The sequence below is a fragment of the Salinivibrio proteolyticus genome, from assembly GCF_027286365.1.
Classification (GTDB): Bacteria; Pseudomonadota; Gammaproteobacteria; order Enterobacterales; family Vibrionaceae; genus Salinivibrio; species Salinivibrio proteolyticus.
Genome location: NZ_CP114584.1, coordinates 1390708 through 1416184, shown reverse-complemented (window position 1 = coordinate 1416184; position 25477 = coordinate 1390708). Strand labels below are relative to the sequence as shown.

Sequence of the window (25477 nt, the reverse complement as noted above, 5' to 3'; positions counted from 1 at the left end):
CTATTCTCTCCCCTTTTTGCCCGCGTAGCTTTTTGCAATAAGCCATTGGTTAACGACGGTAATAAACGCCAGTAACACCATCAGAATGACAGAAATCGCCGCTGCCAGATTGGGCTCAAGGAATAAATCGCCCGATACCAAACTGGCAATGCGCACGGTGACAAGGTTGTAATTACCCGACGTTAGCGCATAAACACTGGCATAAGCGCCGATAGCATTGGCAATGAGGATAATAAAGGTGCCAAATAACGCGGGAGAGAGAACAGGCAAGGCCACTCGCGCCCAGTATTGTGATGTGCGAGCCCCCAACAGGGCAGCGGCGGCTTGCCAGTCATCACTCAACGCATCAAACGCGGGATAGAGAAGCAACACCGCAAGTGGAATTTGAAAATAAATATAGATCGCCAACAATCCCCACTTGCCGTAAAGGTCAAACTCGCCCAGTACACCGTATTGCTTGAGGAGCAAGGTAATGGCGCCATTAGTGCCCAAAATAATGATAAAGGCAAACGCCAATGGCACGCCGGCAAAGTTGCTGCTCATATTGGTAAAGGCAATCACGCCATCACGAAGTTTAGAATCGACACGACGTAGCGAAGACACCAACAAGGTTGCGATGGCCAACCCCACCACACTCGACCAAAACGCCAGCCACAAGCTATTACTAAACGCCTGAAGCATAAAGGCAGAGTCGATGATTTCGACATAGTTATCGACGCTTAATGTGTCGTCGTAAATAAAGCTATTAACGAACACCCAGACCATGGGCGCAATCTGAAACAGATAGAAAAAGCAGCCAAAAGGAACTAACCACAGCGCGGGTTTCCAACGTTTAAGTCGAGTCACCCAAGCGAGCTTAGTTTTGGTCGGTGTATGGGTGTGCGTGGGAGTAAGAGAACTGTCCATCATGCTAACAATTCCTGAGTAAAAGGTTTGGGGTGGTCGAGCTGCAATAGCTGACACACAGTGCCGCACAGTTCGGTTTGTTTAACCTTGCAGGCTTGATGGCTAAAACGCTCACCGATAACAAACAAAGGTACATCGCGCTCTTCTGCCAACGTACCACCGTGCGACCTGTCATTATTCATCCCATGATCGCTGGTGATCAGCACTTGATAACCGTCGGCTACCCAAGCTTCGATGTAATTCGCGAGCAAACTATCAATATGCCGCGCACCATTGCGATATTGCTGAGAATCCAAGCCGTGTTTGTGCCCGAGATCATCCATATTCATGGGGTGGATGAGCAAAAAATCGGGCCCGAAAGTACGACGTAAATACTCTGCGTCCAACAACAAGGCTTCATCTGGGTAATGATCCCAATGGTAGAAACAGCCATGCTGAATATTGAGTGATGTGTCATGCGTAAAGCGATCTCTAACCGGCTCAAAAGGCGCACGATTATAGAGCTCGCTGATCCAATGATAGGCCGCAGCCGCGGTTACCTTGCCTTGTGCGCTCGCCAAGCTAAAAACTGAATCATGCTTGGATAAACGCACAATCGTATTGTTGACGATGCCGCTTTCTATCGGGCGGATCCCGGTTAAGATGCACTCATACAAAGGGCGAGACATGGATGGCAATTCACTTTGCAGCTGATAAAGCGTGGTGCGCAGCGCTGATTGGGAATGAGGTTGTTCTACAAGACCGTTCAGATAGCCCATGCAATCACGGGCTACCTGATAATTCAGTCCGTCAAGAACAACAAGGATCACCTTATTATTCATACTAACCGACTTCTATTGCTAGTGGATAAGCACACTTTCTTGCCATTGACGAGGTAGACGGCGCGCTGACTTTTCCCATGCCGAGAAGTTCGTCACTGGGCGCACATTGCTGTATTGGTCATTGGCGATCAGTTTGTCTTGGATCGACTGAGGTAAGGTGACATTGGTACGAATCGGACGAGCATATCCCTCGGCAAGATTAATTTGCCCTTGGTCACTAAAAATGTACTCACGCGCCAACTTCGCCGCGTTGGGGTTTTTCGCGTATTTATTGATAATGGTGGTGTAACCAGAAATCACGGAGCCATCTTGAGGAATATTTACTGTGAAACGCTCACGATCAATTTTGTCGCGGTAATTCAGCGCATTGAAATCCCACATAATAGCCACTTCGATTTCACCTTTTTCAAGGTTCGCAATGCTTGGGTTGGTGAACGATAAGCGTCCCTGCTTGGCCAGTTTTGCAAAGAAATCGATCGCTGGCTTTAGGTTGGATTCATCACCGCCATTGGCAAATGAAGCCGCTAAGACAGCATTGTTTGCCTGAGACGCAACGCCCACATCCCCGACCGTAACCTTGTAGTCCCCTTCAAGTAGGTCCTGCCACGATGTTGGCGCATCTTTCACCAAGTTATTGTTGGCGATAAACGCGATCGTGCCGGTATAAGCCAACGCCCAGTGGCCGTCTTTGTCTTTTGCCCAGTCAGGAATATCATCCCAAGTACTCGGCTTATAGGGCTGGGTGACACCCTTTTTCACCGCAACACGCGCAAATGCAAAGCCGACGTCACCAATATCCGCGGTGGCATTTTTCTTCTCAGCTTCAAATTTGGCAATTTCTTGTGCCGAGCTCATGTCAGTGTCTTGGTGGATTAACCCATAATTTGCCTTCAAATCCGCCCACGTGTCTTTCCAATTCGCCCAACTGTCGGGCATACCCACGCTATAAACAGCCCCCTCTTGCTGGGCAGCCTTGGTCAAAGATTCCAGGTTGGTCTCTTTAGCCACCGCAGGAAACGCCAGTGTAGCGGCGATCAGTGCTGCTGGCACCATACGCTTCGCCGGTAAAGCAACGGAACGACTTAGCAAAGTTTTCATTGTCTCTATCCTTCTGGACTAGGTCAGTAAGTTCGTTTTGCATGCTAGGGCGCAAATATGACGATTAGGCATCAATAGATTGACATTTCTGCTTACATTTCATGTCACTTTTATTGCAGGCATCCTGTGTCCAAGCGACTGATAGCTGTCATATTTCTGTTAACTCTGTGACTTATCTTGCGGGGATACTCTTTACTGGACTAGATCACTAATGAGCGTGACGACAACTCGCCAATACGGTACGCAACTGACATACATCAAGCAGAATCTGCGAGAGCAAATCCAAGCAGGTGTGATACATCAAGGACAGAAACTCCCTTCAGAACGCGAACTCAGTGAGCTCTACGGTACCACGCGTATTACGGTTAAAGACGCCTTGGTTTCACTGGAGACTGAAGGGCTGATTTATCGCGAAGAACGTCGAGGTTGGTATGTGTCCCCCGAGCGAATTGGCTATAACCCTCTATCTCGGACCCACTTCCACCAAATGATCCGCGAACAAGATCGCACCGCGGATACTCGATTAATCAGAGTGCGCAACGAAGTCGCATCCGGCGAGTACGCTCGTGCGTTGGACGCAGGCCCTATGTTGCCCATTCATATCATTGAGCGGTTACGTTATATCGATGGTCGAGCGGTACTGTTTGTCGAGAATGTACTTAAAGCCGCTTTGTTTGAAGGTATCTTAACTGAGGATTTAACCCAGTCACTGACAGGGATTTACCGAGACAAATATCACTACGAAACGAAACGCTCGCGGTTTGAAGTCATCCCCACCTCAGCCCCCGCTCACGTTGCCAAAGCATTGAACCTTGCCAATGGGCAACCCATCCTCAAAATATGCCGAATCAACTACAAGCAAGATGGTGAGTTGATGGATTGCGAATTTGAATATTGGCGACCCGACGCGGTGGTGATCCGTATCGACAGTGTCGACCCCGCTGTTCGATAATCGACCTTATCGGTTCTAGAGCGATGTAACGGGAATAAAACCATCCTACTGACATAAACTCAGTAAGTTGCGTAAACTATGAGACGTGGCGATCGGGTTGCGGGTCGCCTTCGTATCGACTGGCATCGACGCTAAAGGAATCACCGTGTTATGCGCTTACTCGCTCCCCTTCTGATTGTTCTATCGATAAGCTTGCTGACTGCTTGTGAACCAGCCGATCCGGCTAAAGCCATGATGGCCGACTACCAACAACGCCTCGGAAATGTGTTGGATGCTGATCCCTCTCCCCTTAGCCTACCGGCGCTGCCCTCTTTGCCTCGTAAACGGGAGCTGGTACAACCCATCGCCGATCTCCGTTTAGGGTTGCTCGATGCTTATGAACTGCGCCAATGCGGGCTGTTTAATTTAATTGCCGAGCGTAATTCCTCACTGGGGAAAGTCGCCGATCGCTTTCGTCAGCTTGATTACGAACTCAGTTTTATCCGTGTCGCTAAGCAATGCCTGCCAAAGGTGAAAGATGACAGCATCCGAACCGCGCTCAATGACGCCATCGTAAGCAAAACCCAGCAACTTCCCACCGTTATCTGGAATACGGTGATTGATAGCAGCGCCTGGCAAGCACAGTGGTCATTGCCGATTCACACGTTGCCGATTGAACTTCCCGCGCATAGCAATGCGGTCAGCGCGATGACACAATTCGGCCGCTTGGTTCAACAGCCATCGTCGACTCATGAAAGCATTCTTGAGTGGCAAGAAAGTATTGAAAAACAACCGATTTTAGGCGCATTATTCGTCAGTCTGACAGCGCATACGGATTGGCTCAATCAAACTAGCCAGTTGATTGCTGACAATCAATCCAAAGTACTGTGTGGTGAAAATTTTGATACTACCCGCCTCGAGCGATTAAAAACCGTGTTTTACAAATATTATGTCGGTGAAGTACAACCTTATTTAGCGCGCGTAGACGGCTTGTATCGTGATGTATCGCCAACATTAAATCAACTTGCCTCCCTAGAAACGCCTCCGCCTTTTTCTGCGTATAAATCCGCCTATTGGCAAGGCGAGGCATACACGGCGTATAAACAGGCCATTCGTCATCATGCCGATGTATGGCAACAGCTGTTCCAACGCTGCAACGTGACCTTAGGCGGGTAAGTGTCCGCCTGTCACGTCGCGATCATAAAGAAAAATGGTGAAAAACCATCAATTTGACCACCAAATCGCCAAACAGACGTCAATGTGCAAAAAAGTGCGCTCAAGCGCTTGCGTGACACAGATGAACTCGCTACTATTCATCCCGCTTTCAAGCACTGTGCGTCCGTAGCTCAGCTGGTTAGAGTATCGCCTTGACATGGCGGGGGTCGGTGGTTCGAGTCCACTCGGACGCACCACTTTGCTTGAAACGAAAAATTATGCGTCTGTAACTCAGTTGGTTAGAGTGTCACCTTGACATGGTGGAAGTCGGTGGTTCGAGTCCACTCAGACGCACCACATTTTGAAATTCGCGTCCGTAGCTCAGTTGGTTAGAGTACCGCCTTGACATGGCGGGGGTCGGCAGTTCGAGTCTGCCCGGACGCACCATTTCCAGAGAGCCTGCTTTTTAGCAGGCTTTTTTGTTCTCCGCGAATACCGCTACCTGTTCTTTAAAGCAAGATAGGCTCACGCCACATCAGTAAACGACACCATCAATACCATGAAATTAAAACGAGGCAGGCACAAACACCCGCCCCATTGATTTATGCTTGTTCGTTTTACGCTACGGCGCTATCCGCTGCTAACACAAACTTTTCAATCGCTTTGGCCACACCGTGCTCATCATTGCTTTCGGTAATGTAATCCGCGATTTGCTTGGTTGCTTCCATGGCATTAGCCATCGCAATGCCAAGGCCCGCGTATTCCAACATCGCGTGATCGTTTTCAGCATCGCCCATGCAAATCACTTCATCGGGTTGAATACCTAGATGCGCTGCAATGGCGGCCACCCCCGCCCCTTTATTGCTCGCAGGGTTTAGAAACTCGAGGAAGAAAGGCGCACTTTGCACGACCGTAAATTCCTCGCGTAGCGCGGATGGTAACGCACTGATCACTTCGTTTAACTTGCTTGGCTCTGCCACCATCAACACTTTGATAATCGGATGATCATCGCTTAGGGTCTCGAAATCCATCACGGTAATATCTAGGCCGTTGATCTTGCCTTCAATTTCGGTATACGGATTCTGTGCTGGTGTAATTAAACCGTGCTCAGTACTAAACGCGTGCACGTAGGCACCCAATGCTTCAGCATGTCGAGCCAGCGCTTTCGCGGCTTTGCCGTCTAGCCCTTTTTGCAAGATCACCTCATCGGTCCCTACGTTTTTCACCATCGAGCCGTTGTAATACAGCACAAAGTCTTTATCCGACCCGATTCCCAGTTCGTCTAGCTTAGGCTGCATGCCCTCAAGCGGACGGCCAGACGCTAATACCACAGTCACGCCTTTCTCACGCGCGCGGGCAATGGCTTGCTTATTCTCAGCAGATATTGCTTTCTCGCTGTTTAACAAGGTGCCGTCCATATCTAGGGCGATTAATTTGTACATCGTTTACTCGCTTCAACATCAACATAAAATCAGAAATTGTCCCAGAACCGCAAACTAAACGCCGTGCCTACAACAACATATCGTCTTCAATCGCAATAAAGCGATCGACACTGTTCACCAAGGAATTAGCCGTTAGGGAAGGCACACCAAGCACCACCGCTTCAGTGTGATAGCGCAAGCGGATTTTGTTCATCAGCAAATCAAAATCTCCGTCGCCGGATAACAGCACCACGGTATCAACCTCGGGCGCGGCTTCCATCACATCAATGGCAATCCCCACATCCCAATCGCCTTTAGTACTGCCATCGGCGCGTTGAATATAAGGTTTAAGCTTGACGGTAAAGCCAATGTGGCGAAGGGCATCTTGAAATTTGATTTGCTGATCGTCATCGCGGCGAATGGCGTAGGCATACGCGGTTACCACCTCCCCCATATCATTGAGGGTTTGCCACAACTGGCGATAATTAAACTGACGCCCGTAGGCTTGGCGTGTGGTGTAGTAGATATTTTGAACGTCGACAAAAACCGCGATTTTTTTCAAGTCAGGCTCACAGTCGGTGGGAGAATTAAGGTCAGAGAGGATACCACACCACGCTACCATGAAGACAATGACGAGCGTGGCCGCATCTAGCAAAAACAAAAAAGCCGCTGACAACAGCGGCTCTCGCGAGGGTTAGTCTCATTAACTCAACCCAACAATATTACCCTCATCATCAAGGTCAAGGTTCATAAACGCTGGTTTTTCCGGTAGACCGGGCATGGTCATCACGTTGCCACATAAGGCATAGACAAATCCGGCACCCGCGCATAATTTCAACTCGCGGATCGGTACATCAAAGCCTTTGGGAGCGCCTTTTATCGCATCATCGGTTGAAATAGACAGTGGCGTTTTCGCCAAACAGACTGCCAAGCCGTCATATCCTTGCGCTTTAAATTGTTGCAGTTGCTGTTTCGCGGTGTCACTTAACGTCACGCTTCCCGCGCCATAACTAACTTCCGCAACCGCCATTAGTTTTTCTTCCAAGCTTTGCTGGGCGTGATACAAGGGCGAGAATGATGCATTGGTTTTACATTGCGCGACCACTTGTTCCGCCAGTTCACGCGTACCCTCACCACCTTGGGCAAAGCCTTCACTGATCGCTACCCGCACCTTGTTGGGCAGCGCTTCAATCATCGCCTTGAGTGTCGCAAGCTCCGCATCACTGTCTTGTGGAAAGCGATTAATCGCCACCACCGCCGGCACACCATATTGAGTCACATTATTGATATGCCATTTGAGGTTTTCGAACCCTGCTACTAATGCCTCATTATCATCCGCAAAGAGCGCGTCGGGCATAGGCTGACCAGGCTGTAAATTGTAGTGACCCGAGTTGGCTTTTAAGCCGCGCAATGTCGCCACAATCACTGCACAGTCTGGCGCTTTACCGGATGCTTGCGCTTTAATGTTGCAGGCTTTTTCAAATCCCATGTCCGAGCCAAAGCCACCTTCGGTGACGGTATAATCACCTAGCTTAAGCGCAATGTTATCGGCGATAATTGACGAATTACCATGGGCAATATTGGCAAACGGACCGGCGTGAATCAGTGTCGGCACGCCTTCTAGGGTTTGCATCAAGGTGGGTTCAATCGCTTCTTTCATACTGACCGCCATCGCGCCAGCTACTTGTAAATCTTCGGTGGTGATCGGCTCACCGGTATGGCTATAAGCCAACACTATGCGGCCGATGCGCTGACGCAGATCGCGAAGATCGCTCGCCAACGCCAAAATCGCCATTAGCTCAGAGGCGGCAGAGATATCAAACCCGCCTTCACGCTCGTAGCCGTTGATGGTTTTGCCCGGCTCGTTTTTACCCACAGTTACCATACGCAAAGCGCGATCGTTGTGATCCATCACCCGCTTCCAGACCACCCGATTTGGGTCGATTTTTAACGCTTTTAAGCCACTGCGCGCCTCAAAATCGTCATAGCCTCGACGTTGCTCGTGATAAATTCGCGCATCAATAGCCGCAGCAGCCAAGTTGTGCGCCGCGGTCACCGCATGAATATCACCCGTCAGATGGAGGTTGAGCTCCTCCATCGGAGCCACTTGCGAATAACCACCGCCAGCTGCACCACCTTTCACACCAAATACGGGCCCCATCGAAGGCTGACGAATACACGCTGTTACAGAATGATTCAGTTTCGCCAAGCCTTGCGCAAGACCAATGGTGGTGACGGTTTTGCCTTCACCCAAGGGCGTGGGAGTGATGGCGGTGACCAGGACTAACTTTCCCGTTCGGTTGGGGGCAAGACGCTTTAAGCAATCGAGAGAGATTTTGGCTTTATAGCTACCTTGCGTTTTAAACTCTGAGTCAAGGAGGCCAGCTTGCTTGGCAATGGTAGATATGGGGGCGAGTGTGGTGTTACGACAGATCTCGACATCAGGTAGCATGAAACCCTCTCAATAGCGCACAATATGTTCAAAGCAAACGTTTGCGTGAGCATAATACCGCTAAATTGCATATTGTAAAGCGAAAGGACGCTTGCCGTAAGCGTCCTTTAACGTTTTTATCATGCCTTGCGCGTACGCTTTCGCGTGGGAGCGAATCAAGGGAGATTTAGGCGACTTTAAATTGCCCGACCAAGGTATCGAGATCTTGGCCAAGCGAGCTCAGCTCTTCCGCCGCATGTGACGATGCCTCACTGGAGGTCAACAAGCTAGCGACAATGTCGCGAATCGATACCAGATTACGATGAATATCTTCTGTGACCGTGGTTTGTTCTGACGCCGCGCTAGCTATTTGCGAGGTCATATCGTTTACTTGCGAGAACGCCGCACTCACCGAGGTGATTCGTTCGCCAATTTGCGCTGAAATCGTTGCCATGCATTGGCACTCTTGATCGCTATCAGCAATGGTTTTGACGGCACTATCCACATGCACGTGTAGACCATCAAGCATGTCACGGATCTCATGAGTGCTGGTTTGGGTACGACTGGCCAAGGTGCGCACTTCATCGGCCACCACCGCAAAGCCTCTGCCCTGCTCGCCCGCACGGGCGGCTTCAATCGCTGCATTTAGCGCCAGCAGATTGGTTTGCTCGGCAATTTCACCAATCACAGACAGTACCGAGGTGATTTTATCTGACTGAGCTTTAAGCTGATCCACTTGCTGACTCGACTCGCTCATTTTCGCCACCAACCGCTCAACCGACGCGATAGATTCATGCACTTGGGTTTGCGCGTTTTGCGCATCTTGGGTGGCAGACGTAGCGGCATCAGCAACCTGCGTGGTGTTTTGTGCTACTTCCTGCGCAGCAGAGCTCATCTCTGTCACCGCGGTCACCACTTGCTCGGTTTCGTTATCATGAGTTTGTAAGTGCTGGGCTACCGTCGCGGTCTGCCGCGCCATATCACTGGCAGTGCTATTCACTTGTGCGGTGACCTGAGCGACCCGTTGGATAGTTTGCTGTAGTTTGTCCACAAAGCGATTAAACGCATGACCAAGTTGGGCAATTTCATCATGGCCGTGCACATGCAAGCGCTGAGTGAGATCGCCCTCGCCACTGGCAATATCATTAAGCTTATCGAGCATGTTTTTCACTGGTTCACCAATGCGCTGCGTAAACCAGCTCACTAGCAACACTGTGATAATCACCGTGCCCAACCCAAGCAAGGTTAAACGCCAGATCTGAGCATCCAATGCTTGCTCTGCTTCACTGCGATAAGCGGCTACCTCTCGCTCGATATCATCGATATAGGCACCGGTACCAAGCAACCATCGACCATTATTGATCATCACCGCATAGCCAATTTTCTCAATCAGCTGGTCAGCGCCGGGCTTATCAAACATAAAATTGAAAAAGCCATCGCCTCGCTGTGCGGCCTCAAGCAGGCCTTGAATAACCTTGTTGCCTTTCGGATCGGTAAAATCAATCAGGTTTTTCCCTTCAAGGGCTGGTTTAACAGGGTGAAACACATTAATCCCCTGTTTGTTGTAGATAAAAAAGTAACCCGCTTCGCCAAATTTCACATCAGTAAGCGCCGTTTTCAGCGCCGCTAGACGTGCCTCACTGGTACCGGGATTGATGCGTTCTACAATGTTCTCGGCCACCTGAGTCACTTCTTCGAGTTGTTTTTTACGCTCGTTGACTAGTTTTTCCCGAAACGTGGCAATGTTCTCTTCTATTAGTGTCCGCTCGTTATGTGCCGTGATCGCACTCAAAATCAATATCGAGGCAATAAGCGGCACAATGGCAAGCAGCAGTATTTTTGTTTTAAACATCAGCTTCATTAGCATTTACCCTACAGACTAATTTTGTAAGCAAATGCTACTACTTAGCTAGACAGGATAAAACATAACCAGCTGTTTTCTATGAACTAAGCGACACTCAATTAGCGAAGCTGTGATACTGGTTGAAGTGTCATGTAACTGGTAGGAACCGTGTCATATCGTGGCGTGGGTGTGATTTTTCATCCCATGATTATCTGTGGAGAGAGGAACATAGGATCAATTATCGAGCGCACTATGACTTCGCTCTGTGTTAATGACTCTATTTTTACGGTCTAGATATGCACAGACCTTAGACGTCATGATGGAGATAAACGTTATCACACCAGTGTGAATACCTGCTTTGTACTCGCTGAAACCCCAGTATTCGTAGTTTGAAAACAGCTTTATGGTCCCGAAACTGACTAGAAAAGGAAGAGCAACAAAGAGTATTAGGCTTTCAAGTGTTTTTAGTAATAGTGACTTCATTTTGTTTTTATCACGCTTCTATAAAAGACTCTCATCCATGCTTATAACGATTACGTCACTTCCACGCAGGAGTGGGGAGCTAAGCACGTACAAGTTGACGATTATCCGGTGAGTTGCGCCTTAAAATCAAGAGCTTGTAATTACCACCAAACCATTCCCCTGCTTTTTCAGTACGTCATCCAATTGCCATACGCTAACCAACCTTATGCGATAGAGGCAAATAGCGACTTCTTTAAAGTTTATGTAAAATGGCATTAAACCACATTGTCTCATTTTGTGGCCTATTATCTGATGTAAGCCAGGTTTTTCTTATAGTTAGACCACCGACATCCCGAATGACCTGTTCAAAACGCTCTTCATTCATATCCGTGAAGTGACGTTCTCCCTCTTGACGCTCAGAGTCTCCATATTTAAAACTGACGATAAATTTCCCCTCGTTTGAAAGGAATTGAGCCAAATGTTCAAAAGTTTCTGGCAAATTTTTATGAGGGACATGAAGCAAACTTGCGCAGGCCCAGATCGCATCAAAGCTCTTTTGAGATGAGAACTCCATGAACGTACAGCAGTGTACTTTGTGCCCAATAAGTTGCGATGCAGCCTCCGACATAGCTTTACTTGCATCGAACGCTTCAACGTCAAACCCCATTTTTTTAAAATTCAACGCATCACGTCCAGAACCACAACCAGCATCAAGAATAGCAGCTCCAACTGGTAGTAACGGAGTCAGTTGCTGGTAGAGATTACTCATATCAACCTTTTGAGTTGTAAATATAAAAGTAGCGGCATGCTCGTTATAGTAGTGAACGGAGGATTTAACTGTATTACAGTATGTCATTATTCGGTCAATCCATTTTGATAAGCTCATCATTAACAGGATATGGCTCAGTGTCAGGACAAGAAGTTTCAACTTTAACTCAACATCCGGATGTTCTCACGACCGGATCGCAGCAGCCCTTATTGCCTCAACTACTCCATGCTATCAATCATGCCAATGAAATAGAAATAACGGTATCTTTTATCCGCCTTAGCGGTCTTACCCTTATTTTAGATGCCCTCCATGAAGCGCTTGAACGTGGAGCAAGCCTCAAGATATTGACATCTGACTATTTACATATCACTGATCCAAAAGCGCTAGAACAACTGCTCAGTCTGCCTGGGGCGGAGTTGCGGGTCTATCAATGTCAACCGAAAGATGGCTTTCATATGAAAGCGTACATTTTTATCTGCAATGAACAAAGAGAAGGCTGTGCCTTTATCGGCTCAAATAACCTCAGTCGACAAGCATTGACTGACGCCCATGAGTGGGCCTTACGCTATGATCTCATCAAGGATAACAGCTATAGTCAAAACCAGTTTTCCCGAATACGTGAGGCATTTGATTATATCTTTCATCACCACCAGACCACCGAGCTGACATTTGAATGGGTCCAGCAATATATTGTACGGCGTAATCCACCTCAAGTGACTCACTTGTTTCCTTCAGAAATAAAAGAGGCTATCTACCCAAAACCGGACCAAGAGCTAGCTTTAAAAGCTTTGGCTGACACTAGAGAACAGGGGTATCTTCGGGGTTTAGTTGTCCTAGCAACGGGAATGGGGAAAACTTGGTTAAGTGCTTTTGATGCACAGCAGATAAAAGCTGAACGAGTCTTGTTTGTTGCTCATCGGGAGGAAATTTTACGACAGGCTCAGAGTACGTTTTCTCAGCTACTGCCGGACTACAGCACGGGACTTTACGCTAGCAAGGTACGTCAAAAAGATGCTGACTGCTTATTCGCATCTATTCAGACCATCGGGAAAAAAGAGCATCTCGCCCAGTTTGATCCGAGCCATTTTGATTACGTTGTAGTCGATGAATTTCATCATGCAAGCGCGCCAATCTACCGTATCTTGCTTGATTACTTCAAACCTCAATTTATGCTGGGCCTTACCGCAACGCCGGAACGAAGTGACCAAGCTGATATTCTGAGTCTGTGTGATAATAATCTAGTCTTTGAACGCAACCTAGTTCATGGCATAGACAATGGCGCTTTAGTGCCTTTCCATTACTACGGGATCTGGGATGGTCATGTCGATTACACCTCTATACCTTGGCGGAATGGTAAATTTGATCCCGAAGCTTTGGAGCATCAGTTTGCCAGCCAACTTCGAGCTAAGCATGCTCTTGAGACTTGGAATAAATACAAACAGCATCGCACTTTAGCATTCTGTGTATCCACCAAACACGCCGATTATATGGCAGATTATTTTAATCGCCATGGCGTCACATCTGCCGCAGTTCATAGCAAGTCACCTTTGCGTCGAAATCAAGCTCTATCACTCCTAAAAGACGGACAACTGAAAGTCTTATTCACTGTTGACCTGTTTAATGAAGGGGTAGATTTACCGAGCATTGATACTGTTATGATGTTACGCCCCAGTGAATCTAAGATTGTATTTCTACAGCAATTGGGCCGAGGCTTACGATTGGCAGAGAATAAAACTCACTTAGTTGTTATGGACTTTATCGGTAACCATCACAGCTTCCTATTGAAGCCTATGGCCATACTCGGAGCTTCAAGCATCCGGCAAGCCGTGAAGAAGGTGAAATCTCCGGAGCTTCCAAAAGGCTGCTTTACCAACTTTGATCTAGAAATAACAGACTTCTGGCAGAAATTAGCGGAGCAACAGCGCACAACAGCTTTAGAAGATTTGATGTACTTGGAACAAAAACTGGGACATAGGCCAACAGCAACCGAATTTTATCATGAGTACAAAAGCCTGAAGAAAGCCGATAAAAATCATGGTAGCTGGTTTGAACTAGTGGCTGCCTACGAAAAAGATGACAAGGAAGTGCAGAAACTAATCCCATATTTTGAATTTCTGCGACAGGGCGTACAAAAAACAAGCATGACCAAATGTTTTAAAGCGATAACATTGCGGGCTTTTATAGCACTCGATGGCCTACTTACGCCCCCTAGCCTAAACGACTTGGCAGAAAAAAGCTGGTATCTTTTGCAGCATTACCCTCTCCTTGCTGAGCGCGATATCCTTAATAAAATGAAGGGAGAGCCCGCAAATTCTACCGCTTGGTTAGCCTATTGGAAAAATAATCCGATAGCTGCTTTCACCAAGGAGACGAAAACGGCAGCAGCATGGTTTCGCGTCGAAAATAACCGATTTGTTCTCAACTGTCCAGTTAGGCAGGACGATACGGAAGTGCTTAGTAGCGCCATAGTAGAGCTTGTTGACTATCTACTGACAACTTATGGTCAGCGTGGAAATAAAGAAACTTCTAGTTAAGTGTGCAAAAACTTGCTTTAAATAGAGTCAATTGACTCAAAGCCGCTAACCATGAACTCAACATAGTCACTGGACTTAAGTGCAAAGCAAGCTATTGCACAAAACTAGGTTACAGCACTTCAACGGTTCCTACATGTAGCCTAATTACATGCGCTCGGTGATTTGGTGACTATTTTACCTCAATATGCATTCCCACGCAGGAGCGTGGGAACGAGCGCAATAAACAAGGATAGTGTGATCAGCGTAAATCTCCACCAAACCATTCCTCGGTTTATACCGTACACTAAGTGGGTGATAAGGAGATGGTTATGAAAAGTAGCAAGGTTCCTCATGGGCGATATTCTCGGTTAGGAGCACTGGCTTCCCTAGCGGGGCGTGTGGCGTCGAATGTGGCGTGGGAAGGTGCGAAGCAGTTTGCACAAGGCAATCGGCCGAGCCGTAAAGATTTGGTGATGTCGCCGGCTAATATCGCCCATGTAGCGGACAAACTGGCGGATTTGCGCGGTGCAGCGATGAAGGTCGGTCAGTTATTGTCGATGGATGCGGGCGATTTAATCCCACCCGAGCTCAGTGATTTATTGGCTCGATTACGCAATCATGCCACGCCTATGCCATCTACCCAACTTAACCAAGTACTCACCGAGCAGTGGGGGCCCGAATGGAAGCAAGCTTTTACCCACTTTCGTTTTTCGCCCATCGCGTCAGCGTCGATAGGCCAAGTGCACGAAGCCTATACCGATGCTGGTGACAAAGTGGCGGTGAAGGTTCAGTACCCGCGGATTAAAGACAGCATCGATAGCGATGTCGATAATGTGATTACCTTATTGCGCTTGAGTGGCCTGATCCCCAAAGAAGCCAATTACCAAGCCTTACTCGATGAAGCGAAGCAACAGCTGCATGATGAAGCCGATTATCGTAAAGAAGCGAATGCCATGATGCGCTTTAACGAGCGGCTGAATGCCCTTACGGATTTAGTGGTGCCCAATATCCATTCAACCTTAACCACAGATCGCGTGTTGACCATGGATTTTATGGCGGGTGAACCGATTGAAACCCTAACAAAAGCCGAGCCTGCAGTGCGTCATCGCGCGGTGAGTCAACTCTTTACCCTACTCTTTGAAGAGGTGTTTGTGTTTGGGGAAGTCCAAACAGATCCTAACTTCGCCAATTATTTATACCAACCAGAAAGTGGCCGTATCGTCTTGCTCGATTTTGGTGCAACCCGTCAGTACACCTCACGATTTACTGAGGGCTATCGCAAGTTGTTCTTAGCTGCCATTGAAAAAGATAACCCCGGCATTGACGCAGCGCTGACCCAAATTGGCTTTTTTGCCGAGGCGATCTTACCGGAGCAAAAAGCCAGTGTGCTTGAGCTTGTGAACACCGCCTGTGAGCCAATAGCGACGGATGCGCCCTTTAATTTTGGTCAAGCCGATTTAGCCACCCGTTTACGTAACCGTGGGATGGCGCTGAGTATGGAGCAAGGCTATTGGCACACACCGCCGGCGGATGCGCTATTTTTGCATCGTAAAATTGCGGGACTATATTTGCTGGCTGCCAAATTGGATGTCACTTTAAATGTGCGAACCCTGCTAATGCCTTACCTCACGGCAGAGCGCGTAAAAACAGCCTAATCATGCAAGCGAATTAACCATTGTCTCGCAGCGCTTCACAATAGGCGACTAAGTCTTCGGCCACCCAATGAGAGGCCACACTGCGTGCGGTAATAGCGGCATCGATCCGGCCCGTTTGGACCACCTCAAACCAGTGGTTCAACATGGCTTCAAACCCTTTGCTGGCCTGCATGCCCGTCCAATCAGGGAGAGCCAATTGCGCGACTTGATTGTCTTGCATGCGTTCACCGCGCGTAAATCCATCAAAGAAGTAACACTCGTTACGGTAGGCTGCGGCAATGGTTTCCTTGGTGGCGCCATATTGGCGATTCATACTGGCTTCAAATAAGCTATTGTCGCGATGCCAACGAATATCTAAACGCGCGAGCAGTCCTTCATCAAACTGGGCAAACACATCCAAATCATCAATGTTCATGTCACCGTGCAGGTTAATACTGTCAAGCGGGTGAATAAAGTCATCGAAAATGAATCGACGGGGCGCATCTGGCAGCGCATGACGATGCTTTTCCCATCGCAACGACAACAGGAGCGAGCCGAGTTCATCTTCTGGGCGCTGGCCGTTTAAATGGGCGTTTAACAACGGCAAATAACGGCGATTAAATCCTGCAAACAAAGGCGTATTATGCTTTTCAGCAAGGTTAAAGAGAGCTTCAACATCCGCCCCCGATTGGGCCACCGGTTTGTCGACAAACACGGGAATACCTGCGGCTAAGAACGGACGCACCAACGCCGAATGAGCATGAGTGGCAGCATGAATCATCACCCCATCCACGTTCAGCGCCAATACTTCTTCAACATTGGCTGCTGTGTGCGCTACCCGATACTGCTGCGCCAATTTCGCGAGTGTATCGGCTTGGCGGCTACACAAGACCCAGTCGAGATCGGGCCAGCTTGCAAGTAGTGGCAGGTATGCCTTTTGGGCGATGTCACCCAACCCTATCGAGGCAATTCTCATGTTTTCTCCTTACCGCGCGCGACTTGCGTTGAGGCTGGAAGTCGCTAGTAGAAATCAGTAACCTAGCAGCATTCTACAGAGTGTGACGAATTATGAATATTATTATCTCTTGGCTTGCCCAAGGCGGCGCTTGGCTAACCCCTTGGTTAAACGAAATCGCCATTGCGGTCACCGCATCTTTATTGGTGGTGTTTGGTAACGACATTAACCGTACCCTGCGTCGTTTACTGACCGGCCACAACTTTTTTGTCCGCACCTTGGTGTTTATCGGCATCAATGCATTTGGCTACGGCGCATTTATTGTGGCAGTCTCCCCTTGGCTCGCCGCGAAAATGCGCGCATGGCCTGATCAATGGCTGATGTGCGCCGTGGTAGGTGTCTTTGTGTTTGTTGGCTATTGGGCGCAACGTCAACGACAGATCTAATCCTAGACCCAATTCGCTGTTTAAAACATCGGCATCCATACTTACTGATCAATCTGGATGTCGATTCTCGGCGTATTGGCGAGAAAAAGGAGATCAACATGCAACGCGGACTGATGTGGTTTCGCCACGACCTTCGAATTCATGACAACCCTGCGCTCGCCAATCTTGCTTCGAGCTGTGACGAACTCACCTGTGTGTTCGTCATTGATCCGCGCTGGTCACGCGCGGATCACTTCCAAAGTAAACATCTCGGCCCTCAGCGCGAAGCGTTTTTGTGGCAAAGCCTTATCGAGCTTCATCGCGCGCTCGACGTCATGGGACAAAAACTCATTATTAGAACAGGCACACCTTTGGAAGTGCTCGCCGACCTGTGTACTCAACATCAAATTGATGTTATTGGTGTCACCGATCACCCAGGCCCCTTTGAGCGCCAGCAAATAGATACCCTTGTTAGCCGGTTTCCACAACGTGTGGTGGTGTCTGATGCACATACACTGTTTAGTCAGCATCAGTTGCCCTTTGATTTACCGGATATTCCAGCCACCTTTACGCAATTTAGAAAAGCGGTCGAAAAGCGCGACATTCCGCCACGTTTACCGCTTGCCGTGCCAGAGTCCTTACCGCGTCCTATCGATGGTATAGTTACCGAGCCCGCACCTTTATCGGATCGCCGCATTGCACCATATCAAGGTGGAGAGATTGCTGGCCGCGCGCAACTGAATCATTACTTATGGGATACCCATCGTATTCAGCGCTACAAAGAGACGCGAAATGGTTTGGATGGTTGGGATTTTTCATCCCGTTTATCCGCATGGCTAGCCAATGGTTGTTTGTCTGTGCGTTGGGTCGCTGCAGAGCTGGACCGTTATGAGCGTAATGTGGAAAAAAATGAGTCTACCTATTGGCTCTATTTTGAGCTCCTGTGGCGGGAGTATTTCCAGTGGATGTTGTACCACTACGGAGCGCGCTTTTTCCGTTTTAGAGGCATTGCCGATAAACGTCCGCTCACCACGTTTTACGCCGAAGCCTTTATGGCATGGCGTGAAGGCAACACCGACTTCCCGATCATCAATGCCGCCATGCGCCAGCTAAAACACACGGGATGGATGTCGAATCGGAGTCGTCAATTAGTCGCGAGCTGCTTGGTGCATGAGCTCGGTGTGGACTGGCGTTACGGCGCAGCTTACTTTGAGCAGCAACTGATTGATTTCGATGTCGCCGCTAACTATGGTAATTGGCAATACCTCGCCGGTGTCGGTGCAGACCCGCGCGGCAGTCGCCGGTTTAATCTCGACAAGCAAACTGCACAATACGATCCTGAGGGGACGTTTATTGCTCGCTGGCTCGCCGATGAGGTTCCGTCACATTAGCGTTAGGGTTCAACTTGTGCGGCTTGGTCGGAAGCAGGCTGGTAGCTGTCGATAATGGCGATCACTTTATCGCTCACCCGACGAGAAAACAGCAATGCAATGTGGGTGAGCGGAAAGATATCATGGCTGCTCATGCCTTCGATTTTGGTTTCTTCGACCAGCACAGTACCGTCGCAAACTTGGTTCTTTATCAGCAGCGATGCTGGGCCCCACGGGCAATTTCCGGCAATACTGTGCAAAGGCGGTAATCCCTGCCAGGGCATCACCTCATCGGGCAACAAAATAGATTGGCTCCGTTGAAACAGCCAGCCGCCCCACCCTAAATCATCAAACACCTTGGCGAGTGTTGCTCCTTGATGGGGGGTGCCTAGGGTAATCACCGCGTGTACCGCATCAGCAGGGTTATCGTCTAATTGCACACTCTGCTCCAAATAGCGACGAATAATCAGCCCGCCCATCGAGTGGCCGATTAAAATCGTGGGCTGATGATCAATAAACGCATTGATGCGACGAGCAATTTGTTCAAAGTCCGGATCTAGGGTGTTATAAGAAAGGTTGAGCACCTCATGTCCTTGCTTTTCTAGGCGTTCACTTAGCGGGATCAAAAACACACCGTGCATGTACAGCCCATGAAGTGTCACTATTTTCATCCCATCTCCTTATTAAACCCTTACCGCTTATCATTTCGTGATAGACGAGTGGTGACATGCGAGATAATCCGCGTGCATTTACCATACCAAGCATAACGTGCTACTGCATGGATTCGTGACCCCAAAAAAACGCCCCACGTTGAAAACGCGAGGCGCTTAACAGACTGTTCTGGCCTATCGGCTTAGAAAATCAAATGTGCGACACCAGCGATCACCGGTAAGGTCACCAAGGTGCGCAAAATAAAGATCACAAACAGTTCCCAGATTTTGACTGGAATTTTACTGCCTAGCAGCAAAGCGCCCACTTCTGACATGTAAATCAACTGCGTGACCGACATCGCTGCAATCACAAAGCGAGTCATTTCGCTATCAATTTCCGCGGCAAGAATGGCAGGGATGAACATATCCGCAAAACCAATCACAATAGTTTCTGATGCTTTAACCGCCTCAGGAATATGCAGTAGCTCAAGCAAAGGAACAAACGGTGCACCTAGTACGTTAAAGATACTGGTGTACTCAGCCACCATCAACGCTGCTGTACCAATCGCCATCACGACAGGGAGTACGCCCAGTACCATATCAACCGCGTTTTGAGCCCCTTCTTTGAGTACGCTGTTCACCGAGCGAATTTTTTCAGCACGGTTAAGCGCGCACTGTAAGCCGTAGCTCAGCGTAGTATGACCTTCAGGCAACACTTCTTCGTTCGATTCGCGGGTTGAGCCGTCAATCAACTCGTCTTTTTTCCAGCAAAGCGGCGGAAGACGAGGAACAATAATCGCTGCAGCAATCCCCGCCAGACACACCGCCAAGTAGAACCAAGTAAACATGTGCATCAAGTCAACTTGGGCGATCACAACCAAGCTAAAGCTGATCGATACCGCTGAGAAGGTGGTACCGACAACCGCGGCTTCACGCTGCGTGTAAAAACCTTGCTCGTATTGCTTGCTCGTCATCAAGATACCGACACTGCCGTCGCCTAACCAAGATGCCGCACAGTCAACCGCCGAGCGGCCAGGCAAGCCAAATAATGGACGCATCACTTTGGTGAAAACGGCGCCTAACATCTCCAGCAGGCCAAAACTGGTCAGCAATGGCAACAGCAATCCGGCAAAAATAAACACAGACAGCAGGATAGGCAGCAGATCGTTAAGCACAAACGCGCCAGTAAGCTCACCCATGATCAGTTCAGAGCCGTAACCGAAGAAGGTCATGGCAACAAATACACCACCAATCACACGGGTGGCTAGCCAAATCGGTGAAACATTGAATAGGCCGTTGAGGAAACCGTGACGAGTAATAAAGCGGGGTTTGGCTAGCGTGACAATCAATGAGGTGACCGCACTGAAAACCACCAATGCGGTGACCACAGCGGTTGCCGAGCCGCCCAATAGATCAAGAACACTTCCGGCCATGACCGCAATGGGGATGGTGACACCGTCGCCGAAATTCACCGGCGTCATAAAGAGAAGTAAGCCAAGAAGCGATGGGATGGCGAACATCAGAATATTTCTCATCGAAGGCACCGTCGTCGAGAGATAGTCAGTTTTTTGCATACGTCTGAATCCTGAATTTTTATTTGTGTCACAGTGATAAAACGACAAATTGTCGATTAATTATTCACTCACGGTGACTATCTGCAATCGAGATTACCGAATCATGCATGCGATGTAAATGTTTATTTAGTCATAAATACTGAATAAATACATCCATAGAGCACAACTACTACGGCTCAATTGCGTTTTATAGTTCATCAAACCTTCATTTGTGAAAAGTTTGTTACACTATTTTATTGACCAAGATCAGATTCCGTTAGCAACTTGTAGGGTATAAGGTGGGCCAGCTCACAGATTATCGTAACCACGTTTTTGGATAACGGGTTGATATACACTGCGTATTGGTCCTGCTAACCGATTTTAAAGTCAATACGTGCATATTCTTTGATCAACCAGTCACCAAAGTCATTGAGGAGCATCATAACAGCACGTTTTTTTACAGGTTTGCGATCTAGCAGGATAAAAAGTCGCTCAATTGCTTGTTGTTTAGCAGGATAATGCTTAATAAACAATTCTGCACAGTCAGGTAGAGATTCCGTCCACGTTCCTTCTTTATGCAATACCAAGCCAAACGCACCACGAATTAAGGTATCGGCAATGCGCTGAGCTGCAGTCAGTTGCGTGTTCCATGTCGTGGCCGCTTGAATTTTATGCTTGGCACGTGCCAGTTTACCGCTCAAATCAGGATTCATCGCTTTCGCTACTTCCCAACTCGCCTCGAAATGGCCAAAACTCTCGGAAAGATCTTGACCATACAGGCACATTGCACGATGTTTGAAAAAGAAGCCCCAGTGAAAGATTTCGGCCAAATCACGAACTTGTGACACTGTCACAGTGTCGATATGACAGCCATCGATGACTTTGCTATGGCTGGTTTTAATTCGCCATAACAAGGTATTCATGGCACTGGATTGGTCAAGCGTTAGTGGTTGGTGGCATACCACGGTTAAATGCAGGACAGACTCCCCCACTGTCGCACGACGCCAGACAATATCGCCGCTCACGTAGACACTGTGAAGCCGCTTACCGATCAAAGCACGAAGCTGTTTGATCGCTTTGACCATGACAGGGATAAATTCAGATTGTAGCGGCGAGCGCCGATCCGGCTCTGGTAAATAAGCCGTTTGAGATTGCAACTGAGTCACGACTTTCACACAAGGTTGAATGCGTGCGCTATTGTTGGTCATCTGCATGGACAAATCAACGCTCTACCACCGAATCTCACGCTGTATCAACGCGCTTGCTTAAATTGAGTATAGGGCTCTGCGTAAAGTTAAGCATAATCCTTGCCAGCTGTCGCGTTGGATAATTGACGGGCTGAGAATTCGTAACCACCGTGGTATAGTCCGAGCACGCCCAGAACGAATAGAGAGCACCCAATGACGCAATCAGCGCTAATGAGCTTGGATGAAATCCTCGAAACCGCCTTTGAGATCTTCGCGGAGATGGCACCGGATAATTTGGAGTATGACGATTTGGCGGCATACGAATCCCATTTTGAGGAAGACGGCGGCGCCATCGTGGTTGAAGTCGGCAGCGATTGGCCTGAGCATGTCGGGCCCGACATCAACCTCGCCCACTGTGCGGAAGTACAAATTGGGATGGCAAAAGAAGGCGCCTTGGCCGATGTGTTTGTGCGTATGCTACTCAGCCGCGATCCGGAAGAAAAATTCTGCCACTTATTGTGGAAACGCAGCCCCACACAACTGCACTGATGGCAGACCTCACGTCTACGATTGACGTGACAGCTCGCCTTTCTCGACCGCTATGGTCTGGATGAGAAGTTAAAAACGGCAGCCCATGCTGCCGTTTGCATTTGTATCCTTAGTGGACCGGTGCCGAGGTAGGATCGTCCCCGTGTTGGTCCGCACGATAACTCATCATCAAGCCAATGCTCGCCAGTATGCCGAGAGCAAGCATCATTGAGCCCAGAGAAAGCTGACTCGCGACACCTAATCGACTGGCCGCTAGCGTCACAAGACCTGCAAGCAGGTTTTGAGCGCCCCCCAAGATAGCACCGGCTGTGCCCGCATGATAAGGAAATGGGCTCAGTGCCCCCGTACTGGCCGCAGGAAATAACACGCCTGCACCGGCAAAATACACACAACCGCCGCCAATCAAGCTATACACAGAAATCTCGCCCATTAATCCTGATACAACAAGGATCCCTGCCCCCATTAATGCCATTACGCTACCCAGCGTCAATGTCGCGTAGTAGCCTATGGTATCGGCAAAGCGGCTAGATAGGCCCGAGCCCACTAAATAGGCAGGCAGTGGCGCTACAAAAAGGACACTGATCAGCGTCGGTGATAAATGTAATCCATCAGACATAATCACCCCAGCGGCCGCTTCAAAGACCGACACGCCCGAGAAGACCGTGATCAAACACAGCAGGTAACCTCGAAAACGCCGCGAGCTCATGACATGGCGGTAACGACCGATAAAATTACCAGGCTGACGTGCCTCTTGCGGTAACGTTTCGGTAAAACGCAGCGCCATCACTGCATAGACCACGATCGCTAGCAGCAGCAAGAAAAAGTAACTCGCCCGCCAGTGCAATACCTCGGTAAGGTATCCTCCTAATAAAGGCGCCATTAATGGTGAGAAGATAAGCCCCATACTCACCAAACTGTTAGCACGGTGCAACTTCGCGCCAGAGAAACAATCTCGGGTTAAGGTGCGCGCCATGGCGCCACCACAGCCAATCCCAGCGCCTTGCACCACACTGCCCACTAAAAACCACGAATAGGAATGCGCCAACAGCGTGATCCCTGTCCCGACCAAGAATATGGCAAGGCCGGCCAAAATAACGGGCTTACGCCCAATGCGGTCGGAGATGGGGCCATAAATAAACTGAGACAGCCCGTACGGGATCAAGTAGCACGCCATCACCGCCTGCAATAGCGCCGGTGATACCGAGAAATCTGCGGCCATCGCTGCAATCGATGGAACATACATGGTTTGAGTCATTTGACCCACCGCAGCCAGCATTACAATGAGCAGCAACAACTTACCCATAGGCATTGCCGAAGACATTCCTACACTCCTAAAAATGAATTATGCGAAATAATGATTTGATAAGTGGATGTTGCAAAGTTCTACGCTAGGCACACGAAAAACATCACAACCAAAGACAGCGCGATAATAGGCCTGAGCAGTGGGGAAAGCAATGGGCGTTTAGTCGCCGCAACACGATTCTTTATCATGATTGAGATTAGTTTTTCTAATCTCAAATCCAGCGTCTGACTTGTGCCCGATATTCAGCAAAAGCGTCGGGCCAATGCGCAGCGAGTCGCTGCTCTTCAGAGAAGATAAAGGTCATTGACAGGTAGGTCATATAGGCGGGAACCAAGCCCCAACACCAAAGAGAATTAAAGTAGAATCCAGCACTAACGATGATCAGTACCAAAGCGAGATACATCGGATTGCGCGTATAGGCATAAATGCCGGTTGTGACTAAGGCTGATGGCTCTTTGATTGGATCAACGGTGGTGTGATGACGATGAAATGCCCACTTCGCCGCCACCAGCAGCCCGATGGCCAGAGCAAGCGGAAACCCAGCCCAATATGGCGAACCTAATCTGAACGGAAAAGAAAAATAGTGGTTGAGCAACACACCGAAACCCACGGTGAGTAACATCGCAATGGGTGGCAAAGGTGGGAAAATATACTGCCAAAATTGCGTTTTCATGACTCGTCCTTGAGTGAAAGCTTATATATCGCGCCGCACTGTATCGAAAAAGGGCAGTGACTGTCACTGCCCTTGTGTAAAGTTTGCGACTAAGCACAACTCACTACCGCTTAATCTTGCTCGATATTCAGACGATGTTTGCCATGCTCAATTTTGGCTTTTAAATAATTGCGATTGCCTTCTTTGAGGTGCGCTTTGGTGCCAATCACTTCTTTGAGATCAATACCGGCAGCTTGGAGTTCTTCGATCTTTTTCGGGTTGTTGGTCACTAACCGAATGCGATGAATGTCCAAGGCTTTTAGCATTTGTACGGCTTCAGTAAAGTCACGTAAATCGTCTGCAAAGCCAAGATGGTTATTGGCTTCGTAAGTGGTCATGCCTTGGCTTTGTAGCTCATAAGCATCAAGCTTATTGTACAGGCCAATTCCACGCCCTTCTTGACGAAGATAGAGGATAATCCCGCCATCTTCCCCCATCTTTTGGATCGTTTCTTCGAGCTGCTCACCACAATCACACCGTGATGAATGGAATACATCGCCCGTTAAGCACTCAGAATGCATTCGCACTAGGGGAGTTGGATCGGTCACGTCCGCTTGTTTAAAAATAAGCGCAACGTGCTCCTGTCCAGACGCTAGTCCTTCAAAAGATAGAATTTCGGCAGGGATGTGGCTCCCTACTCCAACGTTCAGAGGCACCCGAGCCCTTACTTTTACCATTAGAATTTGTCTCTTACTACTGACACCCGAATCAGGGCGTTAACATTACTACAGCGTTACCAGGATGCCAATTAGAAAATGTTATATTATAACATTTTCCACCCAAGTAATG

Annotated in this window: 22 protein-coding genes and 3 tRNA genes; 10 read left to right on the top strand and 15 right to left on the bottom strand. The window is 48.7% G+C overall.

Annotation, left to right across the window (positions count from 1 at the left end; genetic code table 11):
* Genes N7E60_RS06825 through N7E60_RS06815 form a run of 3 tightly spaced genes read right to left on the bottom strand, consistent with a single transcriptional unit; the run spans position 1 to position 2825 of the window.
* A complete protein-coding gene (locus N7E60_RS06825) occupies positions 1–909 on the bottom strand; it encodes an ABC transporter permease (RefSeq protein ID WP_269598480.1) in 909 nt (302 codons plus the stop codon).
* Complete coding sequence (locus N7E60_RS06820) at positions 906–1727, bottom strand: alkaline phosphatase family protein (RefSeq protein ID WP_269598479.1); 822 nt, start codon at positions 1725–1727, stop codon at positions 906–908. Before N7E60_RS06820 ends, N7E60_RS06825 begins: the two co-directional genes overlap by 4 nt.
* 18 nt (positions 1728–1745) lie before the next feature.
* Positions 1746–2825 (bottom strand): ABC transporter substrate-binding protein, encoded by a 1080-nt coding sequence (locus N7E60_RS06815; RefSeq protein ID WP_269598478.1) that lies wholly within the window; start codon positions 2823–2825, stop codon positions 1746–1748.
* Positions 2826–3036: 211 nt separating this feature from the next.
* Here N7E60_RS06815 and N7E60_RS06810 point away from each other — a divergent pair, with 211 nt between their 5' ends.
* From N7E60_RS06810 to N7E60_RS06790, 5 genes are all read left to right on the top strand, one after another.
* A complete protein-coding gene (locus N7E60_RS06810; protein WP_069587621.1) occupies positions 3037–3777 on the top strand; it encodes a UTRA domain-containing protein in 741 nt (246 codons plus the stop codon).
* A gap of 150 nt (positions 3778–3927) precedes the next feature.
* Positions 3928–4932: a DUF3080 domain-containing protein gene (locus N7E60_RS06805; protein WP_269598477.1), complete on the top strand. Its 1005-nt coding sequence runs from the start codon at positions 3928–3930 to the stop codon at positions 4930–4932.
* A gap of 159 nt (positions 4933–5091) precedes the next feature.
* Positions 5092–5168 (top strand) — tRNA-Val (locus N7E60_RS06800).
* Between the two features lie 23 nt (positions 5169–5191).
* Positions 5192–5268 (top strand) — tRNA-Val (locus N7E60_RS06795).
* A 13-nt stretch (positions 5269–5281) separates the two neighbouring features.
* Positions 5282–5358 (top strand) — tRNA-Val (locus tag N7E60_RS06790).
* A gap of 170 nt (positions 5359–5528) precedes the next feature.
* Here the strand turns inward: N7E60_RS06790 and N7E60_RS06785 are convergent.
* The 5 genes from N7E60_RS06785 to N7E60_RS06765 form a co-directional block, all read right to left on the bottom strand.
* Positions 5529–6353, bottom strand: a complete 825-nt coding sequence (locus tag N7E60_RS06785; protein WP_077666288.1) for a Cof-type HAD-IIB family hydrolase — start codon at positions 6351–6353, stop codon at positions 5529–5531.
* 67 nt (positions 6354–6420) lie between these two features.
* The gene (locus tag N7E60_RS06780) at positions 6421–6894 is read right to left on the bottom strand and encodes an NYN domain-containing protein (protein ID WP_269598556.1); all 474 of its coding nucleotides are present in this window, start codon (positions 6892–6894) and stop codon (positions 6421–6423) included.
* A 141-nt stretch (positions 6895–7035) separates the two neighbouring features.
* Positions 7036–8784, bottom strand: coding sequence for a formate--tetrahydrofolate ligase (locus tag N7E60_RS06775; protein WP_269598476.1), 1749 nt, complete (start codon positions 8782–8784; stop codon positions 7036–7038).
* A 166-nt stretch (positions 8785–8950) separates the two neighbouring features.
* Positions 8951–10624: a methyl-accepting chemotaxis protein gene (locus N7E60_RS06770; protein ID WP_269598475.1), complete on the bottom strand. Its 1674-nt coding sequence runs from the start codon at positions 10622–10624 to the stop codon at positions 8951–8953.
* Between the two features lie 697 nt (positions 10625–11321).
* Positions 11322–11996: a class I SAM-dependent methyltransferase gene (locus N7E60_RS06765; protein WP_269598474.1), complete on the bottom strand. Its 675-nt coding sequence runs from the start codon at positions 11994–11996 to the stop codon at positions 11322–11324.
* Between N7E60_RS06765 and N7E60_RS06760 the strand changes: the two genes are divergently transcribed.
* Positions 11975–14371, top strand: a complete 2397-nt coding sequence (locus tag N7E60_RS06760) for a DEAD/DEAH box helicase family protein (protein WP_269598473.1) — start codon at positions 11975–11977, stop codon at positions 14369–14371. The genes N7E60_RS06765 and N7E60_RS06760 overlap by 22 nt on opposite strands.
* Positions 14372–14673: 302 nt before the next feature.
* Positions 14674–16005, top strand: a complete 1332-nt coding sequence (locus N7E60_RS06755; protein ID WP_269598472.1) for an ABC1 kinase family protein — start codon at positions 14674–14676, stop codon at positions 16003–16005.
* Between the two features lie 13 nt (positions 16006–16018).
* Here N7E60_RS06755 and N7E60_RS06750 read toward each other — a convergent pair whose 3' ends face one another.
* Positions 16019–16960 (bottom strand): Gfo/Idh/MocA family protein, encoded by a 942-nt coding sequence (locus N7E60_RS06750; protein WP_269598471.1) that lies wholly within the window; start codon positions 16958–16960, stop codon positions 16019–16021.
* 92 nt (positions 16961–17052) lie between these two features.
* Here N7E60_RS06750 and N7E60_RS06745 point away from each other — a divergent pair, with 92 nt between their 5' ends.
* Together N7E60_RS06745 and N7E60_RS06740 are read left to right on the top strand one after the other, a co-directional pair.
* On the top strand, positions 17053–17385 hold the full coding sequence (locus N7E60_RS06745) for a DUF3392 domain-containing protein (protein ID WP_077640328.1): 333 nt from the start codon (positions 17053–17055) through the stop codon (positions 17383–17385).
* Between the two features lie 98 nt (positions 17386–17483).
* Positions 17484–18755 (top strand): DASH family cryptochrome, encoded by a 1272-nt coding sequence (locus N7E60_RS06740; RefSeq protein ID WP_269598470.1) that lies wholly within the window; start codon positions 17484–17486, stop codon positions 18753–18755.
* 2 nt (positions 18756–18757) lie between these two features.
* Here the strand turns inward: N7E60_RS06740 and N7E60_RS06735 are convergent, their stop codons facing one another.
* The 3 genes from N7E60_RS06735 to N7E60_RS06725 form a co-directional block, all read right to left on the bottom strand.
* Entirely contained in the window at positions 18758–19405 is a 648-nt protein-coding gene (locus N7E60_RS06735) for an esterase/lipase family protein (protein WP_269598469.1), read from the bottom strand.
* Between the two features lie 182 nt (positions 19406–19587).
* Complete coding sequence (locus tag N7E60_RS06730) at positions 19588–20958, bottom strand: YjiH family protein (protein ID WP_269598468.1); 1371 nt, start codon at positions 20956–20958, stop codon at positions 19588–19590.
* A 350-nt stretch (positions 20959–21308) separates the two neighbouring features.
* On the bottom strand, positions 21309–22151 hold the full coding sequence (locus N7E60_RS06725; protein ID WP_077674888.1) for a hypothetical protein: 843 nt from the start codon (positions 22149–22151) through the stop codon (positions 21309–21311).
* Positions 22152–22337: 186 nt separating this feature from the next.
* Between N7E60_RS06725 and N7E60_RS06720 the strand changes: the two genes are divergently transcribed.
* A complete protein-coding gene (locus tag N7E60_RS06720; protein ID WP_077479363.1) occupies positions 22338–22673 on the top strand; it encodes a DUF440 family protein in 336 nt (111 codons plus the stop codon).
* Between the two features lie 109 nt (positions 22674–22782).
* On the opposite strand, the gene emrD is transcribed toward N7E60_RS06720, so the two are convergent.
* The 3 genes from emrD to N7E60_RS06705 all read right to left on the bottom strand — a co-directional run bounded on the left by emrD (position 22783) and on the right by N7E60_RS06705 (position 25365).
* Entirely contained in the window at positions 22783–23994 is a 1212-nt protein-coding gene (gene emrD, locus N7E60_RS06715) for a multidrug efflux MFS transporter EmrD (protein ID WP_269598467.1), read from the bottom strand.
* A 193-nt stretch (positions 23995–24187) separates the two neighbouring features.
* Positions 24188–24649, bottom strand: a complete 462-nt coding sequence (locus N7E60_RS06710) for a methyltransferase family protein (RefSeq protein ID WP_096628245.1) — start codon at positions 24647–24649, stop codon at positions 24188–24190.
* A 110-nt stretch (positions 24650–24759) separates the two neighbouring features.
* Positions 24760–25365 carry a GTP cyclohydrolase II gene (locus N7E60_RS06705; RefSeq protein ID WP_269598466.1) on the bottom strand — a complete coding sequence of 202 codons (606 nt, stop codon included), beginning with the start codon at positions 25363–25365 and terminating at the stop codon, positions 24760–24762.
* Positions 25366–25477 lie beyond the last annotated feature (112 nt).